Origin of the sequence: Sulfurospirillum halorespirans DSM 13726 (assembly GCF_001723605.1) — a bacterium.
In the GTDB taxonomy this organism is placed as follows: domain Bacteria; phylum Campylobacterota; class Campylobacteria; order Campylobacterales; family Sulfurospirillaceae; genus Sulfurospirillum; species Sulfurospirillum halorespirans.
The window spans coordinates 1,638,216-1,659,875 of record NZ_CP017111.1; the positions used below are offsets into that span (position 1 = coordinate 1,638,216).

Sequence of the window (21,660 nt, forward strand, 5' to 3'; positions counted from 1 at the left end):
ATAATTTTTTATATTTTAACTTTAACTTAGAGCTAAAATATAATTTTCAGATAGCATTATATTCTCCGATTTAGGATATAAATGAGACCTTTTTGCTAATATAACAAAAAAATAAGTCTGGAAACCAATGTTAAACTTAAAAATAATTATTATTTTATTTATTTACAGCTCTTTTTTATTTTCAAATGAAATTCTGCTGCTTCACTCCTACAACAAAGGACTCAAATGGAGTGATGGAATTTCGCGTGGTGTGGAAAATATTATGCAAAAGCATCCGCAATATGAACTTACAACAGAGTATATGGATAGTAAAAAAATAGAATCCGAACATTACTTCGAAGAGCTGCTCGATCTTTATAAAAAGAAATTTAGAAATCGACGCTACAAAGCCGTCATCGTAGCCGATAACTATGCTTATGAATTCGCCCTTAAATATCAGCATGAGCTTTTTCCTAAAACACCGATCATCTTTTGTGGTGTTGAAAACTTTAATCCCAAAGATATTAATGATACGATGAAGCAGTATGTCACGGGTGTTGTAGAGTATAAAGATATACGTAAAAACCTCGAATTGATCTATCAACTCTTTCCTGCCATTAAAATGGTATACATTATAAGCGATGATGCGTACTCTTCCTTGGTGATCAAAGATCAGATAATTGATGAGTCCAATAATTTTCAAGATAAATTCCGTGTCGTATTTGACAATCAGATCGATTTTGATGCAATTGACGCTAAAATTGAAAAACTTCCAAAACACAGCGCCATTTTGTTTACCAGTTTTTATCGAGATATGAATGATAAGTATGTTCCCTATTACAAACTCCAAGCCTTTTTTCAACGCTCGCCTTATCCTATCTTTGCACTTAATCATATCCATGTCGGCGAAGGGGTTATTGGCGGCTATATGGTCAATCCTTATGAACAAGGAATGATTGCTGCTAAAAAAGCGTTTGAGCTGATTAATGGCAAAAAAATCAGCTCACTGCCTGTAGAAATACCCAAAGGGACCTACTTTTTTGATAATAATATTTTGCGAAAATACGCTATTTCGCTTAACGATATTCCTACTCCTGCTGAAGTCCTAAATGGCGTTGAGAGCTTTTACGAAAAACACCGTAAATTTGTGGAGAATGCGTTTGCATTGATGCCCCTGTTGCTTTTGCTGACCACCATTTTGGTTTTAAACATTATCAAACGTATTTCACTGGAAAAAGAGCTTTTGCGCCAGAATAAACTGGACTATGTTCTACTCAACAACATCCAAAGTGCCATTTTTTGGAAAGCAAACGATGGTATTATCTTAGGATGTAATGATCTTTTATGCCATATTTTAGAGCGTGAGAAGATTGATATTATTGGAAAACACGTACGTGACGTGATGCCAACCATTTGCGATGCGGTTCAAGAGGTACCGCTTGATTGTCCAACCAGTGCTGAAATTGAGATGCACATTCCCTATAAAGATAAGATCATTTTCTCTGTTCGCAGAACCTATTATAAGGATGAGAACAACCAAGAAGCGGGCGTTGTCACCATTCTTACAGATATTACCGAGAAAAAGCGCATTGATACCGAGCACAAACGCCATGAGCAGTTTGTTATTCAACGCTCCAAACAATCCGAAGTAGGGGAGATGATCGCCAGCATTGCGCATCAGTGGAAAACGCCGTTGGTTGAGATCTCCGCCATTGCGCAAGAACTCATCTACAAACGTCGCAAAAAACCTTTGGATGAAGAAGATACCCAAAAATTTGTCGATGACATTATGACCCAAGTCAAATACATGTCCAACACCATCGATGATTTTAGACAATTCATCAAACCTTCGTCGATGCAAACCGCCTTTGATGTCAGAGAAGCGATTGATACGCTTTTAACCGTTGTCAACCATAATGTCAAATACAACTATATTACGATCCATATCGTCCAAAAACAGCAAGGAATACTCTTAGCTTTTGGTTACCCTAATGAATTTAAACAGTGCGTTTTAAACATCATTAATAATGCAAAAGATAGTATTGTGAAAAGAAGAGAAACACACAGCATTGATGGTATTATTGACATTGAGCTTGATAGCGACGAAAACAACATCTATCTCTCCATCAGTGATGATGGATGTGGGATTGAAAAAAGCAAACTCGAATCCATTTTTGATCCATTTATGAGCACTAAAGCCAATGGCGATGGCTTTGGACTCTATATGGCGCGTTTGATCATTGAAGATAAAATGGGTGGTAAAATTATCGCTAAACAGAAAAAGAGTGGTGCACAAATTTTTATCACCATTCAAAAAGCTAAAGGAGATGCATGAAACTATTGGTCTTAGAGGACAATGAACGCTTAGCCAATCTGATTGTCGAAGCATTAGAGCAAAAAAAATACCATGTCGATCTTTTTAGCGATGGCAAACTTGCCCTCGAAGCCATCGACAATGGGTATGACTGCTTTATCCTTGACATCAACGTTCCAGGCATGGATGGGCTCAGCCTTCTTAAAGAGATTCGCACGATGGATAATGCCACGCCTGCCATTATCATCAGCGCCAACGTTGAACTCGACACCATCCAAGAAGCGTACAGCAAAGGATGCGATGAATACCTCAAGAAACCGTTTTACATGTACGAATTAGAGACCAAGATAGAGCGGCTCTGTAAACCCAAAATCTGCCTAGTTGCGCTACCCGATGGCTTTACGTATTCTATGGAGCACGAACAGTTAGTTGATGGTAGCGGCGAAGAGGTTAAGCTGGCTAAAAAAGAGATTCTTCTTCTGAATCTCTTTACAAAAAATCTCAATAAAAACATCTCGTTTGAACGCATTGAACAGTATGTTTGGGGTGGAGAGCTAACCACCACAGAGAATATTCGAGCCCTAGTCAAGCGGCTTCGTAAAAAACTTCCTGAAGATACCATTGAAAATCAAGGTGGCATCGGATACCGTCTCAATTATGAACATTAAAGCCTTTTTTGCCACACGCGAACAACTGCTCTACTTATTTGCAGCAGCCGTTCCGATCGCTTTTACTGCATGGAATTCGCTTCTGAATAACTTTGCCATTGAATCCGCGCAATTTGATGGCGAAAAAATCGGTCTGCTTCAAAGCATTCGTGAGGTTCCTGGACTTTTAGCCTTTAGTATCGTCTTTGTTTTGCTCATCTTTCGTCAGCAAAATGCGGCATATCTTTCTCTGTTTCTTCTGGGGCTTGGTACACTTTTGACGGGTTTTTTCCCTACGACACTGGGGCTTTACACCACAACGCTGATTATGTCTGTTGGCTTTCACTACTTAGAAACGCTCAATAACTCGCTCAGTCTGCAATGGATCGACACGAAAAATGCTCCCTCTTTTTTGGGTAAACTCTCAGCCATTCGCTCCTTTATTGGGCTTGCAACATTAGCCACTCTGTATGTGCTGATGAAATTTTTTAATGTCGGCTATGTCGGTATTTACGTGCTCAGCGGTGGCTTGACGATGTTTTTAGCCCTTGTCGCATGGCTGGGATTTGAGCATTTTAAAGACGATGTACTGCAAGAGACCAAACTCTTTATGCGCAAAAAATATTGGATCTTTTACGTGTTAACATTTTTAGCAGGGGCACGTCGTCAGATTGTCGTTGTCTTTGCAGGTTTTTTACTTGTTGAGAAATTTCACTTTACGGTCGAAAACATGGTGCTTTTACTCATTACCAATACCGTGTTAAATATGATTTTCGCCCCTTATGCGGGTAAGCTGATTGAACGTTTTGGTGAAAAACTCTCGTTACGCATCGAATATCTGAGCATTGTTCTCATTTTTATCCTGTATGGTTTGGTACAATCACAAAGTATGGCGGTGTCACTTTACATTTTAGACAATCTCTTTTTTACGATTGCCATCGCCCTGAAGACCTATTTTCAAAAAATAGCCGATCCCAAAGATATTGCGATCACTTCAGGTGTTGGTTTTACGATTAACCATATTGCGGCGGTTTTTCTGCCTTTTACGTTGGGTATCGTTTGGATTTACTCGCACAGCGCAGTCTTTTTCATAGGGGCTGCCATTGCGGTGGTTTCGTTTGTTTTGACATTTTTTATTGCTAAAAAGGAGCAGGGTTGCGTTTACATGTAAGCGAAGATTTTTTACAATTAGAGTACACTAAAGAGCTTAAAAACTACGATGAAGAACGCTATTTTGAAGAAGAGGGCAATGAAGCATTTGATGCACACTCTTTAAAACAGATGCAAATCATGATGACACGCATCGGCGAAGCAATGGAACTTGATGCTTACTCTTTGAAAAAACTTGAGGTTTTTTTGCGCACAGAGCTTCCATTTTTTGCGGTGACACGACGACTCGTTTTTCAATGGGTCACACAGAATTTTTTATATTAATCTCATACAATTTTAATATAATGTTTTATGGGTAAAAGGATAACGATGAAAAAAATTTATTTAATCAGACATGCCAAATCAAGCTGGAAAGATACAATCCTAGATGATTTTGAAAGACCCCTCAATAGTCGCGGTAAACGTGATGTTGTCTTTATGGGAAGACGTTTAAAGATGTTTAATGTCATGCCAGATCTTATCTATGCCAGTCCTGCGAAAAGAGCGGAGAGAACGGCGAAAGAGCTCGCACGTGAGGTTGATTATGATAAGAAAAAAATTAAAAGTGTGGATTCCCTTTATGAAAGCTCATATGAGAAGTATCTTGAGCTGATTCATGCGACCGATGACAAATATGAGTCCATTTTCATCATCGCACACAATCCTACCATCACGGAAGTAGGAGAGCGCCTTAGTGGAGCCATTTTGAGCAATATCCCTACATGCGCAATTGTCTGCATCAGCTTTGATGTGCACAGCTTCAAAGAGATCTGCGAAGAGAGCGGTCACATCCTCTTTTTTGACTACCCCAAAAAACACCTCAAAGATTAAGCGGCTAGAGTCTCTTTTTCAAAAAGAGAATCAACCCAGCCATCGCGACAGCACAACTTGCCATAATCAGCGTTACCAAGCTCGTACCATACGCAATATCACTAAAAGGCAGTCCTTGGCTGTTCATGCCAAAGTAGCCTGCCACAAAATGCAGAGGCAAGAAAATGCCTGAGAGAATCGTCAAAAGGTAGATCGTGCGGTTCATCTTTTCATTGCTACGACTGGTGTAGAAGTTATACAAGTTGTTTAGTTTATCGGTCGCAAGAAGCGCTGAGCGGTTGGTTCGTCCGATGTGTTCGTGAATATCTTGAAAATGAATCGCTAGAAAATCCTCTGCTTTAAGATACGTCTCAATAAATTGACTGAGCACCTCATCGCCCAAGGTGAGTACTCTTTGAATGCGGCTTAGATCTTTTTTATTGGAAAGCCAATAGTGCATAAAGTTTGAAAAATTGGCATTATCGTACAGCGCTTCTTCCATCAGATCAATACTTTCGTGGATCGAAGCAACCAATTTCATGACATGATTGGTCTTTTCATTTAAAAATTCATACACGCGTTGCATCGTCTCAAAATTGACAAATTCAGCTTTTTGTTTATCAAAATAGTAGTACGATTCATGGTCAAACACAAACGCATGCGACTCCATTTTTAGGTGTTTCCCCTCTTTATAGGGAAGCACTAAAATCAAAATATCATACGCAGATTCTTCAATAAAAATAGAAGGATGTGTAGGGTTTTTTATATCCGATAAGTGGAAACTGTCGACTTTTTCAAAAAGATTTTTCATTCCATACCATCCATTGTATCTGCTGCAATTTTAAGACGTTCTTTATCGAAATGGGTATAAATACGTGATGTATTGAGATCCGCATGTCCGAGGGCTTCTTGCACCAAAATCAGGTCGTGATTTTTTTGGTAGAGCAGGGTGGCAAAGGTGTGGCGAAGCATGTGTGCACCGTTTTTCTCTTTGCGAATACCCGCATGAAGCAGCATTTTATCCATGATGTAGCTCACATACGCTTGCGTCAAAGGCTTTCCTGTACGACTTTGAAACAACAGCATACTTTCATTGCTTCGATACCCCATCCACTCTTCCAAATCATGCGCGATGTTTTCTACTTTAACCATCGCTGTTCTGGGTTTATTGCCTTTTCCCCGAATCTGAAAGACGTAATACTCTCCATCTTTGACCATATCTTTCAGCCGCATCCCCAACGCTTCGCTCACACGCATGCCCGTATAAAGGATGAGTTTGATCAAAAGCCTGTTTTTGGCTTGGGCATAAGGCTTAAACTCGGTCTCTTCGATCGCTTTGAAAAAACGGGTAAGTTCCTCTTTGTACATGTGTGCAGGTAGCTTCTCGCCTTTGCGCCCACCAAGTCCGCCCCAGTTTTTAAGCTCAATGCGAAACTGATACGAACTGCCACTCTCATCTTCGTTTTGTTTGTCGATGAATTTAAAAAGCCCCAGCAGGGCAATCCGATAGTTCTTTTTCGTCGCATCGGAGAGTGAACCTGTCTGAGACGCTAAAAATTCACTCAACAGCTCCTCATCGATCTCTTTTAAAGAGCCTAGTTTCATAGGAGTGAGGTAATGGTAAAATTTTTCTAAGGGATTGATAAAAAGGTTGATCCCAATCAACCCAATATTGCGCGCTTCCTTGGCAAGATTTTTGAGATCATCCATGCTTTCGCTTCCATGGTTGAGCGAACCGATAATAGCGGAGAGTTTGGCATTTTCTTCGACATGGCGGTTGGAAAGAGAGGTGAGTTTTGACTTGATAAAACGATCCAGCCAAAAAAGCAAGCTCTGCTCAAAATTCTCTTTCACATCCACCTTGTAGCGCATCTTATTTGGCTCGCTTGGCGTAAAATTCTGCTTTAAAGGCTTTAAATTCACCTTTTAAAATCGCCTGACGCATCTGTTTCATCAATGTGAGGTAGTAATGCAAGTTGTGGATCGACGCCAGTCTAAAATAGGTCAGCTCTTTGGCACGGAAGAGGTGGTGCAAATAACCCCTTGAATAGTGTTTACATGTAAAGCATTCACACTCAGGATCAAGCGGTGCCTCATCACGTTGAAACTTCGCATTTTTGATGCTGATTTTACCAAACGAGGTAAAAAGTGAACCGTTGCGTGCATTGCGTGTAGGCATCACACAATCAAACATATCCACCCCTCGCTCAACGTTTTCGACCAAATCTTCAGGTGTTCCAACACCCATCAAATAACGTGGTTTATCTTTAGGCATTAAAGGCGTTACAAACTCAACCGTTTCATACATCAACGCATTGCTTTCCCCCACACTAAGACCCCCAATGGCAAACCCATCAAAGGGTAGGGCGCAGAGTTCATTCGCACTGATTTGACGGAACTCTTTATCGGTTCCACCTTGAATGATCGCAAAGATATTTTGATGCAGACCAATCCCCTCAGACTGTTTTTGTTTATGATACGTTATGGCACGCTGTGCCCAATCGGTTGTGCGTTTGATGGAAAGCGCGATGCGCTCTTTTGTAGCAGGAAGGGCTACAAGATCGTCCAAGATCATCATAATGTCAGAGTTGAAATTGTACTGAATATCGAGCACCTTCTCTGGTGTAAAGTAGTGCGATGAACCATCGATGTGGCTTTTAAACATAATGCCATTGACATCGGCTTTGGAGATGTCACTTAAGCTAAAGGCTTGAAATCCACCGCTATCGGTTAAAAAACTGTTCGGAAATTTGGTAAAGCCATGAAGCCCACCAAAATGTTTGATCACTTCATCGTTCGGGCGAAGGTAAAGATGGTATGTATTGCCTAAGATTATCTGAGCTCCAAGCATTTCGCTCATATCGACAGCGTCTAAGCTTTTCACACTGCCCACTGTTCCAACGGGCATAAATACAGGGGTTTGGATGGTGCTGTGTGCCGTTTTTATCGTACATGCACGTGCACTTCCATCGGTTTTATCTATCTGAAATTCCATTTTAGTTACAATATCCTCTCATATTTTAGGGAGTCGCTTATAATGAAAAAAATTTTAATTATCGCTGATGGCATTCTAGCAAAACAATTTTTAGAAAAGGTTATGGAAACCGAGGCTGGAGAGAATAGCTACACCATTGTGACCTATAAAGAAGAGACTTTACCTAAAAAGCGCCCTGAAAACTTTAAATTTTTTGAATTTGACCCAACCAGTTACGAAAAACTCGCCATCGTCCTCAATGAACAATTTTTCCAAGTGATGATTATGATGTCCAATGAACTTGACGTGAAAGCCACCTACACGAACATCAGGCGTGTGGATGGCAAAGTGCGTATCGTCATTATGGATAGATGGGATTTAAAGATCGAAGATAAACGTCTTTTGATGCTCAACTCTCGCGAGATCCTTGCCTCTCGTTTTACCGACCACCTTCCTAACACGCCGATTGTCGCACAAAACATCGGTCTGGGCATTGGTGAAATTATGGAAGTTTCGGTGCCTGTGGGAAGCTCTTACGCGTACCGTCATCTTGCCTCCATCGAGCAGAGCAGGTGGAAAATCGCAGCGGTGTATCGCTCCAACACGCTCATTCTCCCACGTCCTGCGCTCATGCTCTTACCCAACGATCTTTTGTTGCTTGTGGGCGATCCTAAGGTGTTGCAGAGTGTCTTTAAAAGTATCAAGCGTGAGCTGGGTCAGTTTCCTTCGCCGTTTGGTAGCAGTATCTACTGTTTGATCGACATGTTGCGCATGAGTGACAAAGAGATCGATGTGCTTCTCAATGACGCGCTGTTACTGCACTCAAAACTGAACAGCAATAAGTTACATGTAAAGATTATTAACCCAACCTATTCTAAAGCACTCGATAAGGTCAAAAGCTACAGCAACCACCACATCAACGTCATGATCGACTACTTTGAGACCAATCCACGTAAAGCACTCAGAGACGATACCGAGAGCATGGATATTGGGTTGATTGTTGTGATGAACCGCTTTTTTCAAAAGAACAAACGCACTCTGTATAAAACCAAACTGCCTATCTTCAAAATGGGAAAACAGGGCTTTGCAAGCCTCAATCAAGGCGTTGTGTTAAGCAATGACGCGCATGAAATCGAACAAGAGTCTTCCGTCATTTTTGACGTCGCAACCCAACTCTCACTCGATCTCAAACTCTACTCCTACAATCCTGACCATGAGAGTGAGAAAAACAGCCTTATTGAGCACTTTGATAACCTCTCTAAGATCTTTGGTCGCGAAGTCGATGTCATCCAAAGCGACAAAAACCCACTGGTAAAACTGCGTCATAAAGATAATATTTTGCAGTTTTTACCGTTCAGTCCCAAAATTTTGGAAACCAATATCCTCTCGATTTTCTCAACCGATATGGAAAAATTACACTTTAAACTTGCCGACAATTACCAGCTATTCATCCCAATCAATGCATAATTAAGTGCTTTTTGAGTAAGATAGAAATAAAAAACGGAAAGAACATGCACGTCAATGTTGTCTTAAACAAAACCACTTCAAAAGATTACAGTGTCATTATTGACCCATTAGAAAAACGCGTCTTTGATACCAAAGTGATGATCGTCACCAACACCACAGTAGCAGCACTTCACCTCTCAAGCCTTCAAACACGCATTGAGGCGAAAGAGCTTCACACACTCATTCTTCCCGATGGCGAAATGTATAAAAACTTTGAGAGTCTGAACCTCATTTTAAACGCCTGCTTTGAGCACCGATTGGATCGCAAATCCATTTTGATCGCTTTTGGCGGTGGCGTCATTGGCGATATGACAGGTTTTGCCGCTTCGATCTATCAGCGAGGCATTGATTTTATTCAGATTCCTACCACACTTTTAGCTCAAGTCGATGCCAGTGTAGGTGGCAAAACGGGCATTAACAACGACTATGGCAAAAATCTTATCGGCTCATTTTGGCAACCACGCGCCGTGTATTGCGATAGCGCATTTCTTAAAACCTTGCCCAAACGTGAATTTGCAGCGGGTGTAGCGGAGATCATCAAAATGGCAGTCACGTTTGATAAAGCCTTTTTTGAGTGGTTGGAAAGCCATGATCTGTTTGATGAAGATAATCTCAAGATGGCGATTCATAAAAGTATCTCCATTAAAGCTGACGTCGTTTCACAAGACGAGACAGAGCAGGGCATACGCGCGGTGTTAAACTACGGACACACCTTTGCCCATGTCATCGAGAACCAAACCCATTACACGACTTATTTGCACGGTGAAGCCGTTGCAATTGGGATCATGATGGCAAATGCACTCGCCCAAAAACTAGGTCTTTTAAGCCACGAAGAGATGTTGCGCATTCAAGCACTTCTTGAGCATTATGCGCTTCCAACCCACTATAACATCGACGATTTAGAGACATTTTACGATGCTTTCTTCTTAGATAAAAAAAGTGCCAACGACACAATTACTTTTATTTTAGCCAAGGGAATTGGCGGTCATGTGATGCGAAATAACATCCCAAAAGAGACCGTTCTTGAAGCGCTAAAGGATCTTCATGCCTAAAAAAATTCTGTGGCTTATTTTTCTTACATGTAACCTTCTTTTAGCCGAAACCAACACGACATCTAAGCTTGAAGAGAGCATCAAAACCGAAGCACTGCGCCAAAAAATTACGGCAATTGATGAAGCGATTAAAGACAACTTGTGGTTTAAGCGCTATGGCAACTACTTAAGTTACCAAAAGCTCATCGAAGAGCTCTCCACCGTTGATGCTGAAGTCAAAAAAATCAAAAATGCGAAAGATAAAGCCTCGATTGAAAAACGCGAACGATTGGTGAGTAAACAAGAGTCTCTTGAAAAACAGATCGAGCTGTTGCAGGAGTTTAAAAACTCACCGTTTAGCAAGATGGTTGAATCCATTGAGCTGGAGAGTTACCCTAAAATCACCAACCCTTTTGCGATTATCTCAGCGCTTTCATACATTAAAAAAATCAAACAAGAGAGTGCTGACTACCATGCCCGCATCGATCGTTTGGACTTTTTGGTTGGAAAACTCAGAGAAAAACTCGCGTTAATTGAAGAGATCAACCAGATCGAGCCAATCATCACGAACGAAGATATGGCGTATGAAGCGCAAAAAGAGCTTAACGCGTTTATCGCCGCGCAAGAGATTGCGAGTACGAGTTACTCTTTACATGTAAAGAAAGTGGACGAGGCGAGTATTCGCATTACCCAAGACATTACGTTGCAAATGAAACGGGCGTTCAACATCGGTATTTTCATTATTGTGGTCATTGTCATCACGCTTTTACTCAAATTTGTTGCCAAACGTTACATCAAAGACAATGAGCGTTTTTACACCGCCAATAAGATCATCAATTTTCTGAACGTCACGCTGATTTTGCTGATTTTGCTCTTTTCGTACATCGAGAATGTCTCCTACCTTGTCACCGTTTTAGGATTTGCCTCTGCGGGTATCGCGATTGCGATGAAAGACTGGTTTATGAGCATCTTAGGCTGGATGGTCATCATTTTTGGTGGCAGTTTTCACGTGGGAGATCGCATCAAAGTCAAAAAAGATGGACTCGCATATGTGGGCGACATCATCGATATTTCACTGCTTCGTATGACGTTACTTGAAGATATTACGCTCACATCATACATGGAAAATACACGTTCAGGAAGGGTTTTCTTTATTCCCAATAATCTTATATTTTCCTCCGTCATTTCCAACTATACCCACGGCACGATGCGTACGGTTTGGGATGGCATTAATATCTACATCACGTTTGATTCCAACCACAAAAAAGCGGTGCATTTAGCGCGCGAAATCACGAAAAAATACGCCAAAGGCTACACTGACATTGCACGCAAACAGCTCAACTTACTGCGCAATCAGTACAGCCTCAAAAACACCAATGTCGAGCCTCGTATTTTCTCATTTGTCGAGGCACAAGGATTTTGTATCAACTGTTGGTACATGACCAATTCGTACGCAGCACTCGCCCTTCGTGGTACCATTGGTTGCGAAATCATCGATGCGTTCAATCAAGAAGAGGACATCACGATCGCTTACCAAACACAAAATATCAACATTGCTCAGCAACAACGCCCCTCATCTCCACCGGATACGCCAAAGAGTCCTGATGAAAAAAGTCTTTTTTAAAACCTTCGGGTGTCGCACCAACATCTACGACACCCAAGTAATGATGGCAAATCTGAGCGATTTTGAAGTGACGGAAGTAGAAAACGAAGCGCAGATCATCGTGGTCAACTCCTGTACGGTGACCAATGGTGCCGATACGGGTGTGCGAAGCTACATCAACCACGCGACCAAAGAGGGCAAAAAAGTCATCATCGCAGGATGTGGCGCGATCAGCAAAGGGGAGAGTCTTTTTAGCCAAAACAAGGTGTTTGGTGTAATGGGACACTCTGAAAAAGCGCACATCAACACGCTTCTCAAACAAGAGAGCCCGTTTTACGAAATCGGCGATCTAACGTCTTTGGACGAAACCATTGTGCACGAATACACAGGCAAAACCAAAGCATTCATTAAGATTCAAGAAGGGTGCAATTTTAGATGTTCTTACTGCATTATTCCCTACGTTAGAGGCAATGCGAGAAGTCAAGATGAGGGCAAGATCATCGAACAAGTGCAAAAACTAGCCCTCAATGGCTACGGTGAATTTGTGCTCACGGGTACGAACATCGGTAGCTACGGCAAAGACAAAGGCAGTTCTCTTGGAAAACTCGTGCAACGATTAGGCGCCATTCGAGGAGTTCGTCGTATTCGTCTTGGAAGCATTGAGCCTGTACAGATCGATGAGAGTTTTCGTGAGATACTCAGTGAGCCGTGGTTAGAGCGCCATTTACATGTAGCGCTTCAACACACCTCTGAGCGTATGCTAGAACTCATGCGAAGGCGCAATAATGTCAAGCGTGACTTGGAGCTTTTCCACGAACTTAGCGAACGTGGGTTTGCGCTAGGAACCGATTTTATTACAGGACATCCAGGTGAAAGTGACGAGATTTGGCAGGAAGCCTACACGACATTGGAGCAGTTTCCACTCACGCATCTGCACGCATTTACCTACTCCAAACGTGATGGAACGCCCTCAAGCACGATGAAACCAGAGGTCAAAGGCGATGTGGCGAAAGAGCGCCTCAAGAGCATCGAAACGCTTGTAGAGTCGAAAAACATGACTTTTAGGCAAAAAAAGAGTGAAATACCTTTAAATGTCTTGGTCGAAGAGCACAAAGACGACCACTACATCGGCTACGATCAGTTTTTCAATAAAGTCATTATCAAAAGCAATCGCGACTTGCTTAAAGAGTGGGTTACGATCGAAAACTACGAGATTCAACAGGAGGCGAACTATGCGCACTTTTAAGTCCCCAAAACTGATGCTCTCCCTTATGGCGCTGAGCATTTTTGCGGTACTGCTCGCTTTTGGGTATTTACGCATTACGCCAAAGATCATTGATCTACCGACGTATCACGCACTTTTGGACAGCGGAAGCATCAAAAAAGCCAAAGTCGAAGAGAACCAAGTGTTTCTTTATGGGATTAATGACGAGTTTGTCATCATCAAAGACGGCATCGACATCGAAGCACTTCTTAAAAAAGTGCCCATCGAAGTGCAACGCTCCCATCCATTTTTTGAAGATTTGATCATTTTAGGCATGCTTGGAAGTCTGCTGTTTGCACTTGTTTTTTATGCACGCAAAAAACGCGCAGAAGATGTCAAAAAAGAGCAAGAGACCAGCCAAAAAGCCTATGCTTCGTACGATCCGTTTATGAGTAGCATCATCAGACCCGTAAGAGCAAACGTCAGTTTCAAGGACGTTGCGGGCATCCAAGATGTCAAAGAGGAACTCGAAGAGATCGTGGATTTTCTCAAAAATCCTGCACGCTACAAACGCTATGGCATCACGCTTCCCAAAGGCGTGCTTTTAGTAGGCCCTCCAGGCGTGGGTAAAACGATGATCGCCAAAGCCGTCGCAGGCGAGGCGAGTGTGCCTTTCTTCTACCAAAGTGGCGCGACCTTTGTGCAGATTTACGTGGGAATGGGTGCGAAGCGGGTGAAAGAGCTCTTTTCCCAAGCCAAAGCAAATGCCCCTTCCATCATCTTCATTGACGAGATCGACGCTGTAGGGCGCGCACGTGGTGGCATGCGCAATGACGAGCGCGAATCAACCCTCAACCAACTGCTGACTGAAATGGATGGCTTTGAAGACAGCAGTGGCGTCATCGTCATCGCCGCAACCAATAAAATCGATATCATTGACGAGGCATTGCTTCGCTCAGGTAGATTTGACAGGCGTATCTTCATCTCGCTTCCCGATAAAAGCGATCGCTTAGAGATCTTAAAAGCCTATATGCGCAACAAACCGACCGAAGTGGACTTAGAAGCGCTCGCCAATATGAGCGTTGGTTTTAGTGGTGCAGCACTGGCAACCTTTGTCAACGAAGCCGCCATCAACGCACTTCGACGAGGTTCTACCATCTTAGAACTGGGCGACTTTGTGGCGGTACGTCAAAAAGTGCTCATGGGAAAGAAAAAAGTACTCAGTTTCTCCGATGAAGAGAAGAAAATCCAAGCGCTCTACCAAGCCGCAAAAGCGCTGTGCGCGTACTGGTTTGAGATCGACTTCGACAAAATCACCATTGTCAATGACCGTCTGAAAGACATCGACCGTGAGATCGAGTCTAAAACGCAAATGCTTTCAAAAATCAAGGTCTATCTAGCGGGCATGGTCGCAACCAAACTGGCGTACAATGAAAAATTTACCAACGCTACAGAAGACTTGGAGCGTGCTACCACTATCGCCAAAGAGATGGTCGAAGTCTATGGCATGGGTGAGAAACTCATACCGTATGACAATGATGTTTTGATCATTTTAGAAAACGCCCAAAAAGAGCTCGAACACTTTCTAGAAGGGATGAATGCCATTTTAGAAAAAATATCGCATGAGCTTTACACCGTAGAAAGCATCTCCAAAGTGCGTCTTAAAGCCATCATCGATGAAGTTCTTTAGTGGTTTTTGCCTTGCAAACGAGCAAGAACTCTTCACACCGTATCTAAACCAAAGCGATTTCACCGTCGCTGGGTTTAGTTACGGAGCCATTAAAGCTTTTGAATACGCCTTTACATGTAAAGAGCGCATCGACACCCTCCAACTCTTTTCCCCCGCCTTTTTTGGGGACAAAAACGCAAAATTTAAAAAACTTCAAACGCTCTCCTTTTCCAAAAATAGCGACCTTTATACACAAAATTTTATGCAAAATTGTGTGTATCCTTCCACATTTGATATACGACCATTTTTCAAACAGGGAAGCATCGAAGAGCTAAGCGAGCTTTTACACTACACATGGGATGAAGCGCATTTACAAGCTCTTAAAGAGCGAGGCATTAACATCGAAGTCTATGTAGGCGAGCAAGACACTATCATAAATTCTTTACATGTAAAGGATTTTTTCGTACCTTATGCAAGCGTTTACTATCTCAAACGAGTAGGGCATATCTTAAAATGATTCACGATTTAGATGAAGCCGCCGTTTTAAAACGCTTACACGAGCCTTCCCCTCGTGCCTTTTTTCTTCTGTTCTATACCACCCACTGCACGCAATGCAAAATTGCCCGCGCGCGAATAGAGCGCGTCATACAAAAAGGAACTTTTGAAGTGGATTTTTTTACATGTAATCTTGATGTTGCCCCCAAAGTAAGTGAATATTTTGGCATTCGCTCTGTGCCTGTATGTATGACCTACAACCAAAAAGGCGAGCAACAAAGGGTCGAATATGCTCTAAAATCCGAAGCAGTTTATGAGAGTATGGTTCTGGGAGTGAATACACAAAAAGGCGATCCAAAGTCGCGGTTGTTGGGGTTCTAGGGGTATGTTGATGCTTTTACATGTAAAAAAAATAAAAGTTTAGGGCTGCCCAAAATACTATATTAAGAAAAGGGTTTGTGTTGGATTTAAGCAAAGAAGTCAATGAGCTAAAAAAATCTTTTAAAGAAGGTAATATGTTAACCAAGATTATAATGGGTATAGGATTTTTCATTACCCTGAGTTCTTTGACGGAACTATCTTCCAAAATCATAGCATGGAAAGGATTTATATGGGATGGTTTGAGATTCTATCAGTCGATATTCGTCGAACCAGTATCCTCTCTATCATCACATATTGGTTTAAACTATACTGAACTAGAAATCCACGTCGCAACTATTTCATCTATTTGTATTGCCATAGGAATGCGCGTTCAAATAATGGGTCAAAAGGTTGCATTTCGTAATATTAGTGAAAAGTATGGGAAAGAGGTTATCCCCAATCTTACATTTTTTTTGATTGCTGCAATAGTAGCACCTATTGGAATATGGCTATGGTATGGGCTTAATAATCCCACTATTTACATCTGGTGGGTTATATTTGTTTCAATGTTTCTGCCTTTATTTATAGTTGTACCAAAAATTATACTGACTAAGTTTTGTGATTATGAGTTTTTCGAGCAAGGTAATTTTAGCTACTTTAAAAGTTATTACATTTATATTTTTTCTTTGCTCCTAATTATATGTATATTGGCTGCGATTAACACTGGCCTTACAGAACAGGGATAGGAGCTAAATTTTTTACTTTTACATGAATAAAGGTGATAGGCTGCTTTAATATTCCACCATATCTTCTCTTCTTGATGTCACCTGCTTTTTATTTTATAGATCTATCACTCAAACCAAACTTTTGAAATCAACTCATACGATTTTATTCTATCCTCTGGATTGTGTATCATAGAGTTTATCATCACTTCATTTGCGCCTGTTCTCTCAATAAGGCTTTCAAGTTTTTCTTTCACAAAGGCAGGCGTTCCCCATATGGACTCTCTTGTTTTATGTCTTATGCTTTTTTCTTCCCACGATTCCCATAAACGACTCATATCGTGTGTTGGTTTACTTAACGGGCTATTATCGCCACGTTGAAGATGAAGAAACTTTTGAAGTTCGCTTGTTGCTAGGTAGTGGGCTTGCTCCGTTGTTTCAGCGCAAATGACATTGATGCAGATGATAATATACGGCTCTTGTAACGCGGATGAGGGTTTAAAGTTTGCGCGATAGAGTCTTATGGCATCTTCCATGGCATCCGGTGCAAAGTGTGAGGCAAACGCAAAAGGCAATCCTTTTTCTGCCGCTAATTGCGCACTAAACGTGCTCGAACCAAGCAACCAGATGGGGATGTCGAGTCCGTATCCAGGGACTGCTTTGATCCCTTTTGTGCCTGCACGATCTGATAAAAAGTATTGCAACTGTTCAAGCATCAGAGGAAAGTCTGAGCCGTCATTGTGTATGTCGCGTCTAAGGGCAAGCATGGTTTGTCTGTCCGTCCCTGGAGCTCTTCCTAAACCCAAATCTATTCTACTAGGATACAAAGACTCTAACGTTCCAAATTGCTCAGCGATAACCAATGGCGCATGGTTTGGTAGCATAATTCCACCTGAGCCTATTCTGATCGTTTTAGTTTTTGCGCCAATGTAACTTAATACTACAGAGGTTGCGGCACTAGCAATTCCGCTAAAATTGTGATGTTCTGCGACCCAATAACGACTATATCCAAACGCTTCAACCGCTTGGGCTAGTTTTGTACTATTTTCTATGGCTTGCGCTATGGTAAAGCCTTCTCCTACGGGGATTAAATCTAAAACCGATAAGGGTATTTTTGTATGATTCATGTTTTTCTCCATTTGAAAGCATAGTGCGTAAACACTACCTCCCACTATAGTAGAATAAAATTATAATAACATTACCTAAGAATCTAACGTTTTAAATTTCAGCTATTTTGATTTTGGAGCAGGATAGAAGAGGGGGAGGAGAGGGTGTAGCGCTAAACTTTTAACGTTTACATGTAAAAAAAATAGCCTGTCCTCATTTTTAACCTATGTAAAATAAAATCTTTACATGTAAATATTTTTATATGAAATTTAGCTAAAATTTAAAGTCAGAAGTTAGACGTTTGATGGGCAAAAGTTAAAAAATAAAGCCATAAATCTTTTTTTGCCTTTCAAAAAAATGAAAAGTCATTTTATCGAATAATTTAACTAAGGAAATGTTTTGGAAAACTACTTAAAATGACTAAAATTAACACTACAAAGAAAGGTGATATTTTTGAAAATGAAGTTTTTATTTTTTTTGAAAGTGAAATAAATGCAGATAGATTTTATGCAAAAAAAGAGTGTTGTAAGATTTTTGCTAAAAAAGGATATTACTCAAAAGACCGTTTAAAAGATATCATTTTTGATATTTCTATTGAAATTTATCTACCAAATCAAGACAAATATTCTATGTTGATACTCATAGAGTGCAAAAACTATAATCATAAAGTTCCTGTTGATGACATAGAAGAATTTAACCAAAAAGTTGAACAAATTTCAGGAGGAAATACTAAGGCAATTATTGTAACTCCAAATGCTTTTCAAGAGGGAGCATTTAATTTTTCTCACTCTAAAGGCATAGGATTACTGCGATATAGAAATCAAAAAGATTTAGATTGGGTTCTCCCTCGTTCACCATCAAATTTAGTTTCGTATAAATATGCGCAAACACAAAAAGATAATGTATATTCAGATCTTCTGTCAGAAACGTATACAAATAGCTTTTTTGATTGTTGTACTTTTTTTAATTATCAATATACCAATTCTTTTTCATTGTTTATATCTGCACTACTTGAATATAAAATTACAGAATCACTAAAAAAATCATTATTACCAATAAAAACAAATTTTAGTGGAGAAGAAAACTTAGTTGAATATATTGATAATATAACTATGGAACAATTAACTGCTGATATCCTTTCACAAATTGACTATAAAGATGGAAAAGTTAAATTAGAAGAAATATCAACTTTGTTAGAACAAAATCATAATCTTAAGATTTTTTATAACCAAAATTTGAATCAAGGTATTTTGGGTGAAATTGACTTTGTTAATCATAAAATTTGCATAGATAATAAACAATGTGAAACATTAGCTAGGACTCGTTTCACAATAGCTCATGAATTTGCTCATCATTTTTTAAAACATTCTAGATATATGTTAGGAGAAAAATTTTATAACAAAGAAGAAGATAATTTGGAAAAACCTTTTGGGATAGGTATTGAAGACGTTGTTCGTATGGAATGGCAAGCAAATCAATTTGCATCTTATTTACTTCTTCCTCAAAAGAATTTTCTAAAAGACTTTCATTTTTATGTTGAAAAATATGAACTAAAAGATAAGGGATTTGGTCTTATTTACTTAGATAAACAAAGATGCAACAGAGAAATTTTTATTAAAGTCTGTTCTCCTTTAATGCAGAAATATCAAGTATCTAGTTCAGTAATAAAAATTAGATTAAAAAACTTAGGTTTATTGCAAGAAAAAGTCTAAAGGTGACAAGCTACTTTAAGAAACTAAATAGAAAACTGTTAAGCATAACTTAGAACTCATTTGCTTAGCTAAATAGAGGCTATTTCCTAGGTTTTCATTTTACATGTAAAGAATTTTGGATCAAGTAGCCTCTCCCATTATTTCACTTTAAAAACATCTTTCTTCCTTTTCGACAACCTGCAAGATTGAAAGAATTCTCTAACTTACATGGGTGCTAATTATTCGCTGTACGGGTTAGGCTGTAGGAACAGTCCCACCATCAATCACATATTCTGTACCTGTTATGGATGCGGCGCGAGGGGAGACCAGAAACGTGATGAGATCAGCCACTTCTTGCGTCCGAGCGGGGCGACCAAGCGGAATGCCACCTAAGGCGTCCATGATGATCTTCTTTCCACCCTCATAATCAGTCTCAGCTTGATCTGCGAGCCGCTCGGCAAGCTGAACAGCTGCCTCAGTCTCAACCCAACCCGGAGAGACACGCACCACGCGGATACCTTTTGGTGTAATCTCTTTTGAGAGACTTTTGCTGTAGGTGGATAACGCCGCCTTGGCTGCCGCATAAGCGGTAGTCGACTCTGGTAATGGCAGTTCGTGTTGTATGGAGGTAACATGAATGATGACACCTGAGCCTTGCGCAATCATGGAGGGAATCAACCCTCTGTCAATGCGCACAGCAGGCATTAGATTTTGATTGATTGCAGCCTCCCATTCACCGTCATTGAGAGCTAAACATCCGCCGACTGGCGCGCTCGAACCACCGAGGACGTTGACAATGACGTCAACGCCTCCGAGGCGGTCAAGAACAGCTTTCGTAACAGTTTGACATCCCTCAGCCGTCGTAAGATCTGCCGCTATGTAGATGATGTCAGAAGCTACCGTGTCAGGGATCGAACGTGCCGCTGCTACGACTATCATCCCCGCATGATGCAGTGACTCAACGACGGCCGCACCAATCCCTTTTGTGCCACCTGTCACAAGAGCCCTGCGACCCGTGAGTTCAAGGTTGAAGCTCACAGGATGACTTCAAGGGACGATATCTTATTGCCTTCGAGGGTAAAGAAATAGCGAAGGTCAACGGGGCTACCAGGAAAGTTACCTTCAACGCGACTCGTGACCATTGTTATACCATCTTTTACTTCACAAGCAAAGGGCACACATGTGTAGGTATACTTCTTTGAAGAATCTATTTTCCATTGTTTAATGGCGGCTAAACCATTGTAGGTATTGCCTTCATCTTTTACTACGGCGTTGTCGGTGAAACACTGGGCAACAGCTTCACCATCACCTTTGTCAGCGGTGAAATAGGCGTCGATGGGTTGTGGAAGATTGAGAGACTTATTCATCATTTTAGTTCCTTTCTCGTTCGTAGATGTGCCAAATGGCTGTATCTATTATACAAACGATAACTGGACTACATTATGTCAAGTTATAAATTTTCTCTGATATTTTTTAAAAATTTTCTCTGATTGATGATACAGTTCATCACGAATGTGTTGTGGTTCAACCACTTCTAAATCATCTCCGAAAGAGAGGAGATAACGCATCAGCCACTTATTATCCGGTAAAACCGTTTCTATCATTAAAGAACCATCTTCATTTTTGCTAATGCTTTCTTCATTAAACTCTTCATATGCCCTGTATGCTCCATCTTTGGAAATTTTCAATTTGATAGTGATCCATTGTTCATGCCCATTATCCTGAGGCTCTTCATTAGTCTGTTCGGCTCGTTTAGTAAAGCCGTCTTGTGTAACACAAATCTTTGTGATGCGTGAAATCTTAAATGTTCTATAGCAATTTTTAGATAAGCAAAACCCATAAAGATACCACGCATTAACCTTATACACAAGCTTTATAGGCTCGATTTTTCGCCTGCTTTTTTCTCCAAAGCCGTTTATATAGTCAAATTCGATGATCAAATTGCCAAGAATGGCATCTTTAAGAGTGGTAAATTGAGATATTTGATTTTTAGTGCTACCCCAAGGAGAAAAGTCAACTTCAATCCAATTTAGCCCATTTTTTTTAAATAAACCACTTAACCTTGAAAGTACCTTATCGTCTTCTAAATGATGCGTTATGCTCAAGCTCTGTAAGGCATACAATATTTCGTTTTGTTCCTTGTCTGAAAGAACAGATTTGTTCAGTACATAACCATCCGTTATTCCTATACCGCCACCTTTTCCACGACTCGCATAGATAGGTATCCCCGCTGAAGAGAGCGTATTGACATCACGATAGATTGTTCTTATGGATACCTCAAAATGCTCAGATAGTTCGTTAGCCGTTACTGTTTTTTTATCCAGTAGAATATAGACAATTTCAAATAATCGATTGATTTGCATTCTTTTCCTTTAATTTCTTTACATGTAAAGATAGAA

Annotated in this window: 21 protein-coding genes; 14 read left to right on the plus strand and 7 right to left on the minus strand. The window is 40.6% G+C overall.

Translation table 11 applies throughout. From position 1 onward, the window contains the following. Positions 1 to 127 precede the first annotated feature (127 nt). The 5 genes from SHALO_RS08235 to SHALO_RS08255 are packed head-to-tail and all read left to right on the plus strand — an operon-like array spanning position 128 to position 4,920. The gene (locus SHALO_RS08235; protein ID WP_069478108.1) at positions 128 to 2,314 is read left to right on the plus strand and encodes a sensor histidine kinase; all 2,187 of its coding nucleotides are present in this window, start codon (positions 128 to 130) and stop codon (positions 2,312 to 2,314) included. After that, positions 2,311 to 2,961 (plus strand): response regulator transcription factor, encoded by a 651-nt coding sequence (locus SHALO_RS08240; protein WP_069478109.1) that lies wholly within the window; start codon positions 2,311 to 2,313, stop codon positions 2,959 to 2,961. Before SHALO_RS08235 ends, SHALO_RS08240 begins: the two co-directional genes overlap by 4 nt. Continuing rightward, entirely contained in the window at positions 2,915 to 4,111 is a 1,197-nt protein-coding gene (locus SHALO_RS08245; RefSeq protein ID WP_238585219.1) for an MFS transporter, read from the plus strand. The genes SHALO_RS08240 and SHALO_RS08245 overlap by 47 nt, the downstream gene beginning before the upstream one ends. After that, the gene (locus tag SHALO_RS08250; RefSeq protein ID WP_069478111.1) at positions 4,096 to 4,374 is read left to right on the plus strand and encodes a hypothetical protein; all 279 of its coding nucleotides are present in this window, start codon (positions 4,096 to 4,098) and stop codon (positions 4,372 to 4,374) included. Before SHALO_RS08245 ends, SHALO_RS08250 begins: the two co-directional genes overlap by 16 nt. 45 nt (positions 4,375 to 4,419) lie before the next feature. After that, positions 4,420 to 4,920, plus strand: coding sequence for a SixA phosphatase family protein (locus tag SHALO_RS08255; RefSeq protein ID WP_069478112.1), 501 nt, complete (start codon positions 4,420 to 4,422; stop codon positions 4,918 to 4,920). Between the two features lie 4 nt (positions 4,921 to 4,924). Here the strand turns inward: SHALO_RS08255 and SHALO_RS08260 are convergent, their stop codons facing one another. The 3 genes from SHALO_RS08260 to tgt are packed head-to-tail and all read right to left on the minus strand — an operon-like array spanning position 4,925 to position 7,894. Beyond that, the gene (locus SHALO_RS08260; RefSeq protein WP_069478113.1) at positions 4,925 to 5,710 is read right to left on the minus strand and encodes a magnesium transporter CorA family protein; all 786 of its coding nucleotides are present in this window, start codon (positions 5,708 to 5,710) and stop codon (positions 4,925 to 4,927) included. After that, positions 5,707 to 6,771, minus strand: coding sequence for a tyrosine-type recombinase/integrase (locus SHALO_RS08265; protein WP_069478114.1), 1,065 nt, complete (start codon positions 6,769 to 6,771; stop codon positions 5,707 to 5,709). The genes SHALO_RS08260 and SHALO_RS08265 overlap by 4 nt, the downstream gene beginning before the upstream one ends. A 1-nt stretch (position 6,772) precedes the next feature. Then, positions 6,773 to 7,894, minus strand: coding sequence for a tRNA guanosine(34) transglycosylase Tgt (gene tgt / locus SHALO_RS08270; RefSeq protein WP_069478115.1), 1,122 nt, complete (start codon positions 7,892 to 7,894; stop codon positions 6,773 to 6,775). 42 nt (positions 7,895 to 7,936) lie between these two features. Between tgt and SHALO_RS08275 the strand changes: the two genes are divergently transcribed. The 8 genes from SHALO_RS08275 to SHALO_RS08310 all read left to right on the plus strand — a co-directional run bounded on the left by SHALO_RS08275 (position 7,937) and on the right by SHALO_RS08310 (position 16,487). Then, complete coding sequence (locus SHALO_RS08275) at positions 7,937 to 9,340, plus strand: COG3400 family protein (protein WP_069478116.1); 1,404 nt, start codon at positions 7,937 to 7,939, stop codon at positions 9,338 to 9,340. A 44-nt stretch (positions 9,341 to 9,384) separates the two neighbouring features. Continuing rightward, on the plus strand, positions 9,385 to 10,431 hold the full coding sequence (gene aroB / locus SHALO_RS08280) for a 3-dehydroquinate synthase (protein ID WP_069478117.1): 1,047 nt from the start codon (positions 9,385 to 9,387) through the stop codon (positions 10,429 to 10,431). After that, positions 10,424 to 12,034, plus strand: a complete 1,611-nt coding sequence (locus SHALO_RS08285; RefSeq protein WP_069478118.1) for a mechanosensitive ion channel domain-containing protein — start codon at positions 10,424 to 10,426, stop codon at positions 12,032 to 12,034. Before aroB ends, SHALO_RS08285 begins: the two co-directional genes overlap by 8 nt. Next, positions 12,015 to 13,259 (plus strand): tRNA (N(6)-L-threonylcarbamoyladenosine(37)-C(2))-methylthiotransferase MtaB, encoded by a 1,245-nt coding sequence (gene mtaB, locus SHALO_RS08290; protein ID WP_069478119.1) that lies wholly within the window; start codon positions 12,015 to 12,017, stop codon positions 13,257 to 13,259. The genes SHALO_RS08285 and mtaB overlap by 20 nt, the downstream gene beginning before the upstream one ends. Next, complete coding sequence (locus SHALO_RS08295) at positions 13,246 to 14,907, plus strand: AAA family ATPase (RefSeq protein WP_069478120.1); 1,662 nt, start codon at positions 13,246 to 13,248, stop codon at positions 14,905 to 14,907. The genes mtaB and SHALO_RS08295 overlap by 14 nt, the downstream gene beginning before the upstream one ends. Further along, a complete protein-coding gene (bioV, locus tag SHALO_RS08300; protein WP_069478121.1) occupies positions 14,894 to 15,403 on the plus strand; it encodes a pimelyl-ACP methyl ester esterase BioV in 510 nt (169 codons plus the stop codon). Before SHALO_RS08295 ends, bioV begins: the two co-directional genes overlap by 14 nt. Next, positions 15,400 to 15,762 (plus strand): thioredoxin family protein, encoded by a 363-nt coding sequence (locus SHALO_RS08305; RefSeq protein ID WP_069478122.1) that lies wholly within the window; start codon positions 15,400 to 15,402, stop codon positions 15,760 to 15,762. Before bioV ends, SHALO_RS08305 begins: the two co-directional genes overlap by 4 nt. 80 nt (positions 15,763 to 15,842) lie before the next feature. Continuing rightward, positions 15,843 to 16,487 carry a heme transporter CcmC gene (locus tag SHALO_RS08310; protein ID WP_069478123.1) on the plus strand — a complete coding sequence of 215 codons (645 nt, stop codon included), beginning with the start codon at positions 15,843 to 15,845 and terminating at the stop codon, positions 16,485 to 16,487. A 104-nt stretch (positions 16,488 to 16,591) separates the two neighbouring features. Here the strand turns inward: SHALO_RS08310 and SHALO_RS08315 are convergent, their stop codons facing one another. Continuing rightward, positions 16,592 to 17,590 (minus strand): LLM class flavin-dependent oxidoreductase, encoded by a 999-nt coding sequence (locus tag SHALO_RS08315; RefSeq protein ID WP_069478124.1) that lies wholly within the window; start codon positions 17,588 to 17,590, stop codon positions 16,592 to 16,594. Positions 17,591 to 17,986: 396 nt separating this feature from the next. Here SHALO_RS08315 and SHALO_RS08320 point away from each other — a divergent pair, with 396 nt between their 5' ends. Continuing rightward, a complete protein-coding gene (locus SHALO_RS08320) occupies positions 17,987 to 19,282 on the plus strand; it encodes an ImmA/IrrE family metallo-endopeptidase (RefSeq protein ID WP_084010823.1) in 1,296 nt (431 codons plus the stop codon). A gap of 234 nt (positions 19,283 to 19,516) precedes the next feature. On the opposite strand, the gene SHALO_RS08325 is transcribed toward SHALO_RS08320, so the two are convergent. The 3 genes from SHALO_RS08325 to SHALO_RS08335 form a co-directional block, all read right to left on the minus strand. After that, on the minus strand, positions 19,517 to 20,299 hold the full coding sequence (locus tag SHALO_RS08325) for an SDR family oxidoreductase (protein WP_069478125.1): 783 nt from the start codon (positions 20,297 to 20,299) through the stop codon (positions 19,517 to 19,519). After that, the gene (locus SHALO_RS08330) at positions 20,296 to 20,631 is read right to left on the minus strand and encodes a nuclear transport factor 2 family protein (RefSeq protein ID WP_069478126.1); all 336 of its coding nucleotides are present in this window, start codon (positions 20,629 to 20,631) and stop codon (positions 20,296 to 20,298) included. The genes SHALO_RS08325 and SHALO_RS08330 overlap by 4 nt, the downstream gene beginning before the upstream one ends. A 75-nt stretch (positions 20,632 to 20,706) precedes the next feature. After that, positions 20,707 to 21,624 carry a helix-turn-helix transcriptional regulator gene (locus tag SHALO_RS08335; RefSeq protein ID WP_069478127.1) on the minus strand — a complete coding sequence of 306 codons (918 nt, stop codon included), beginning with the start codon at positions 21,622 to 21,624 and terminating at the stop codon, positions 20,707 to 20,709. Between the last annotated feature and the right edge of the window lie 36 nt (positions 21,625 to 21,660).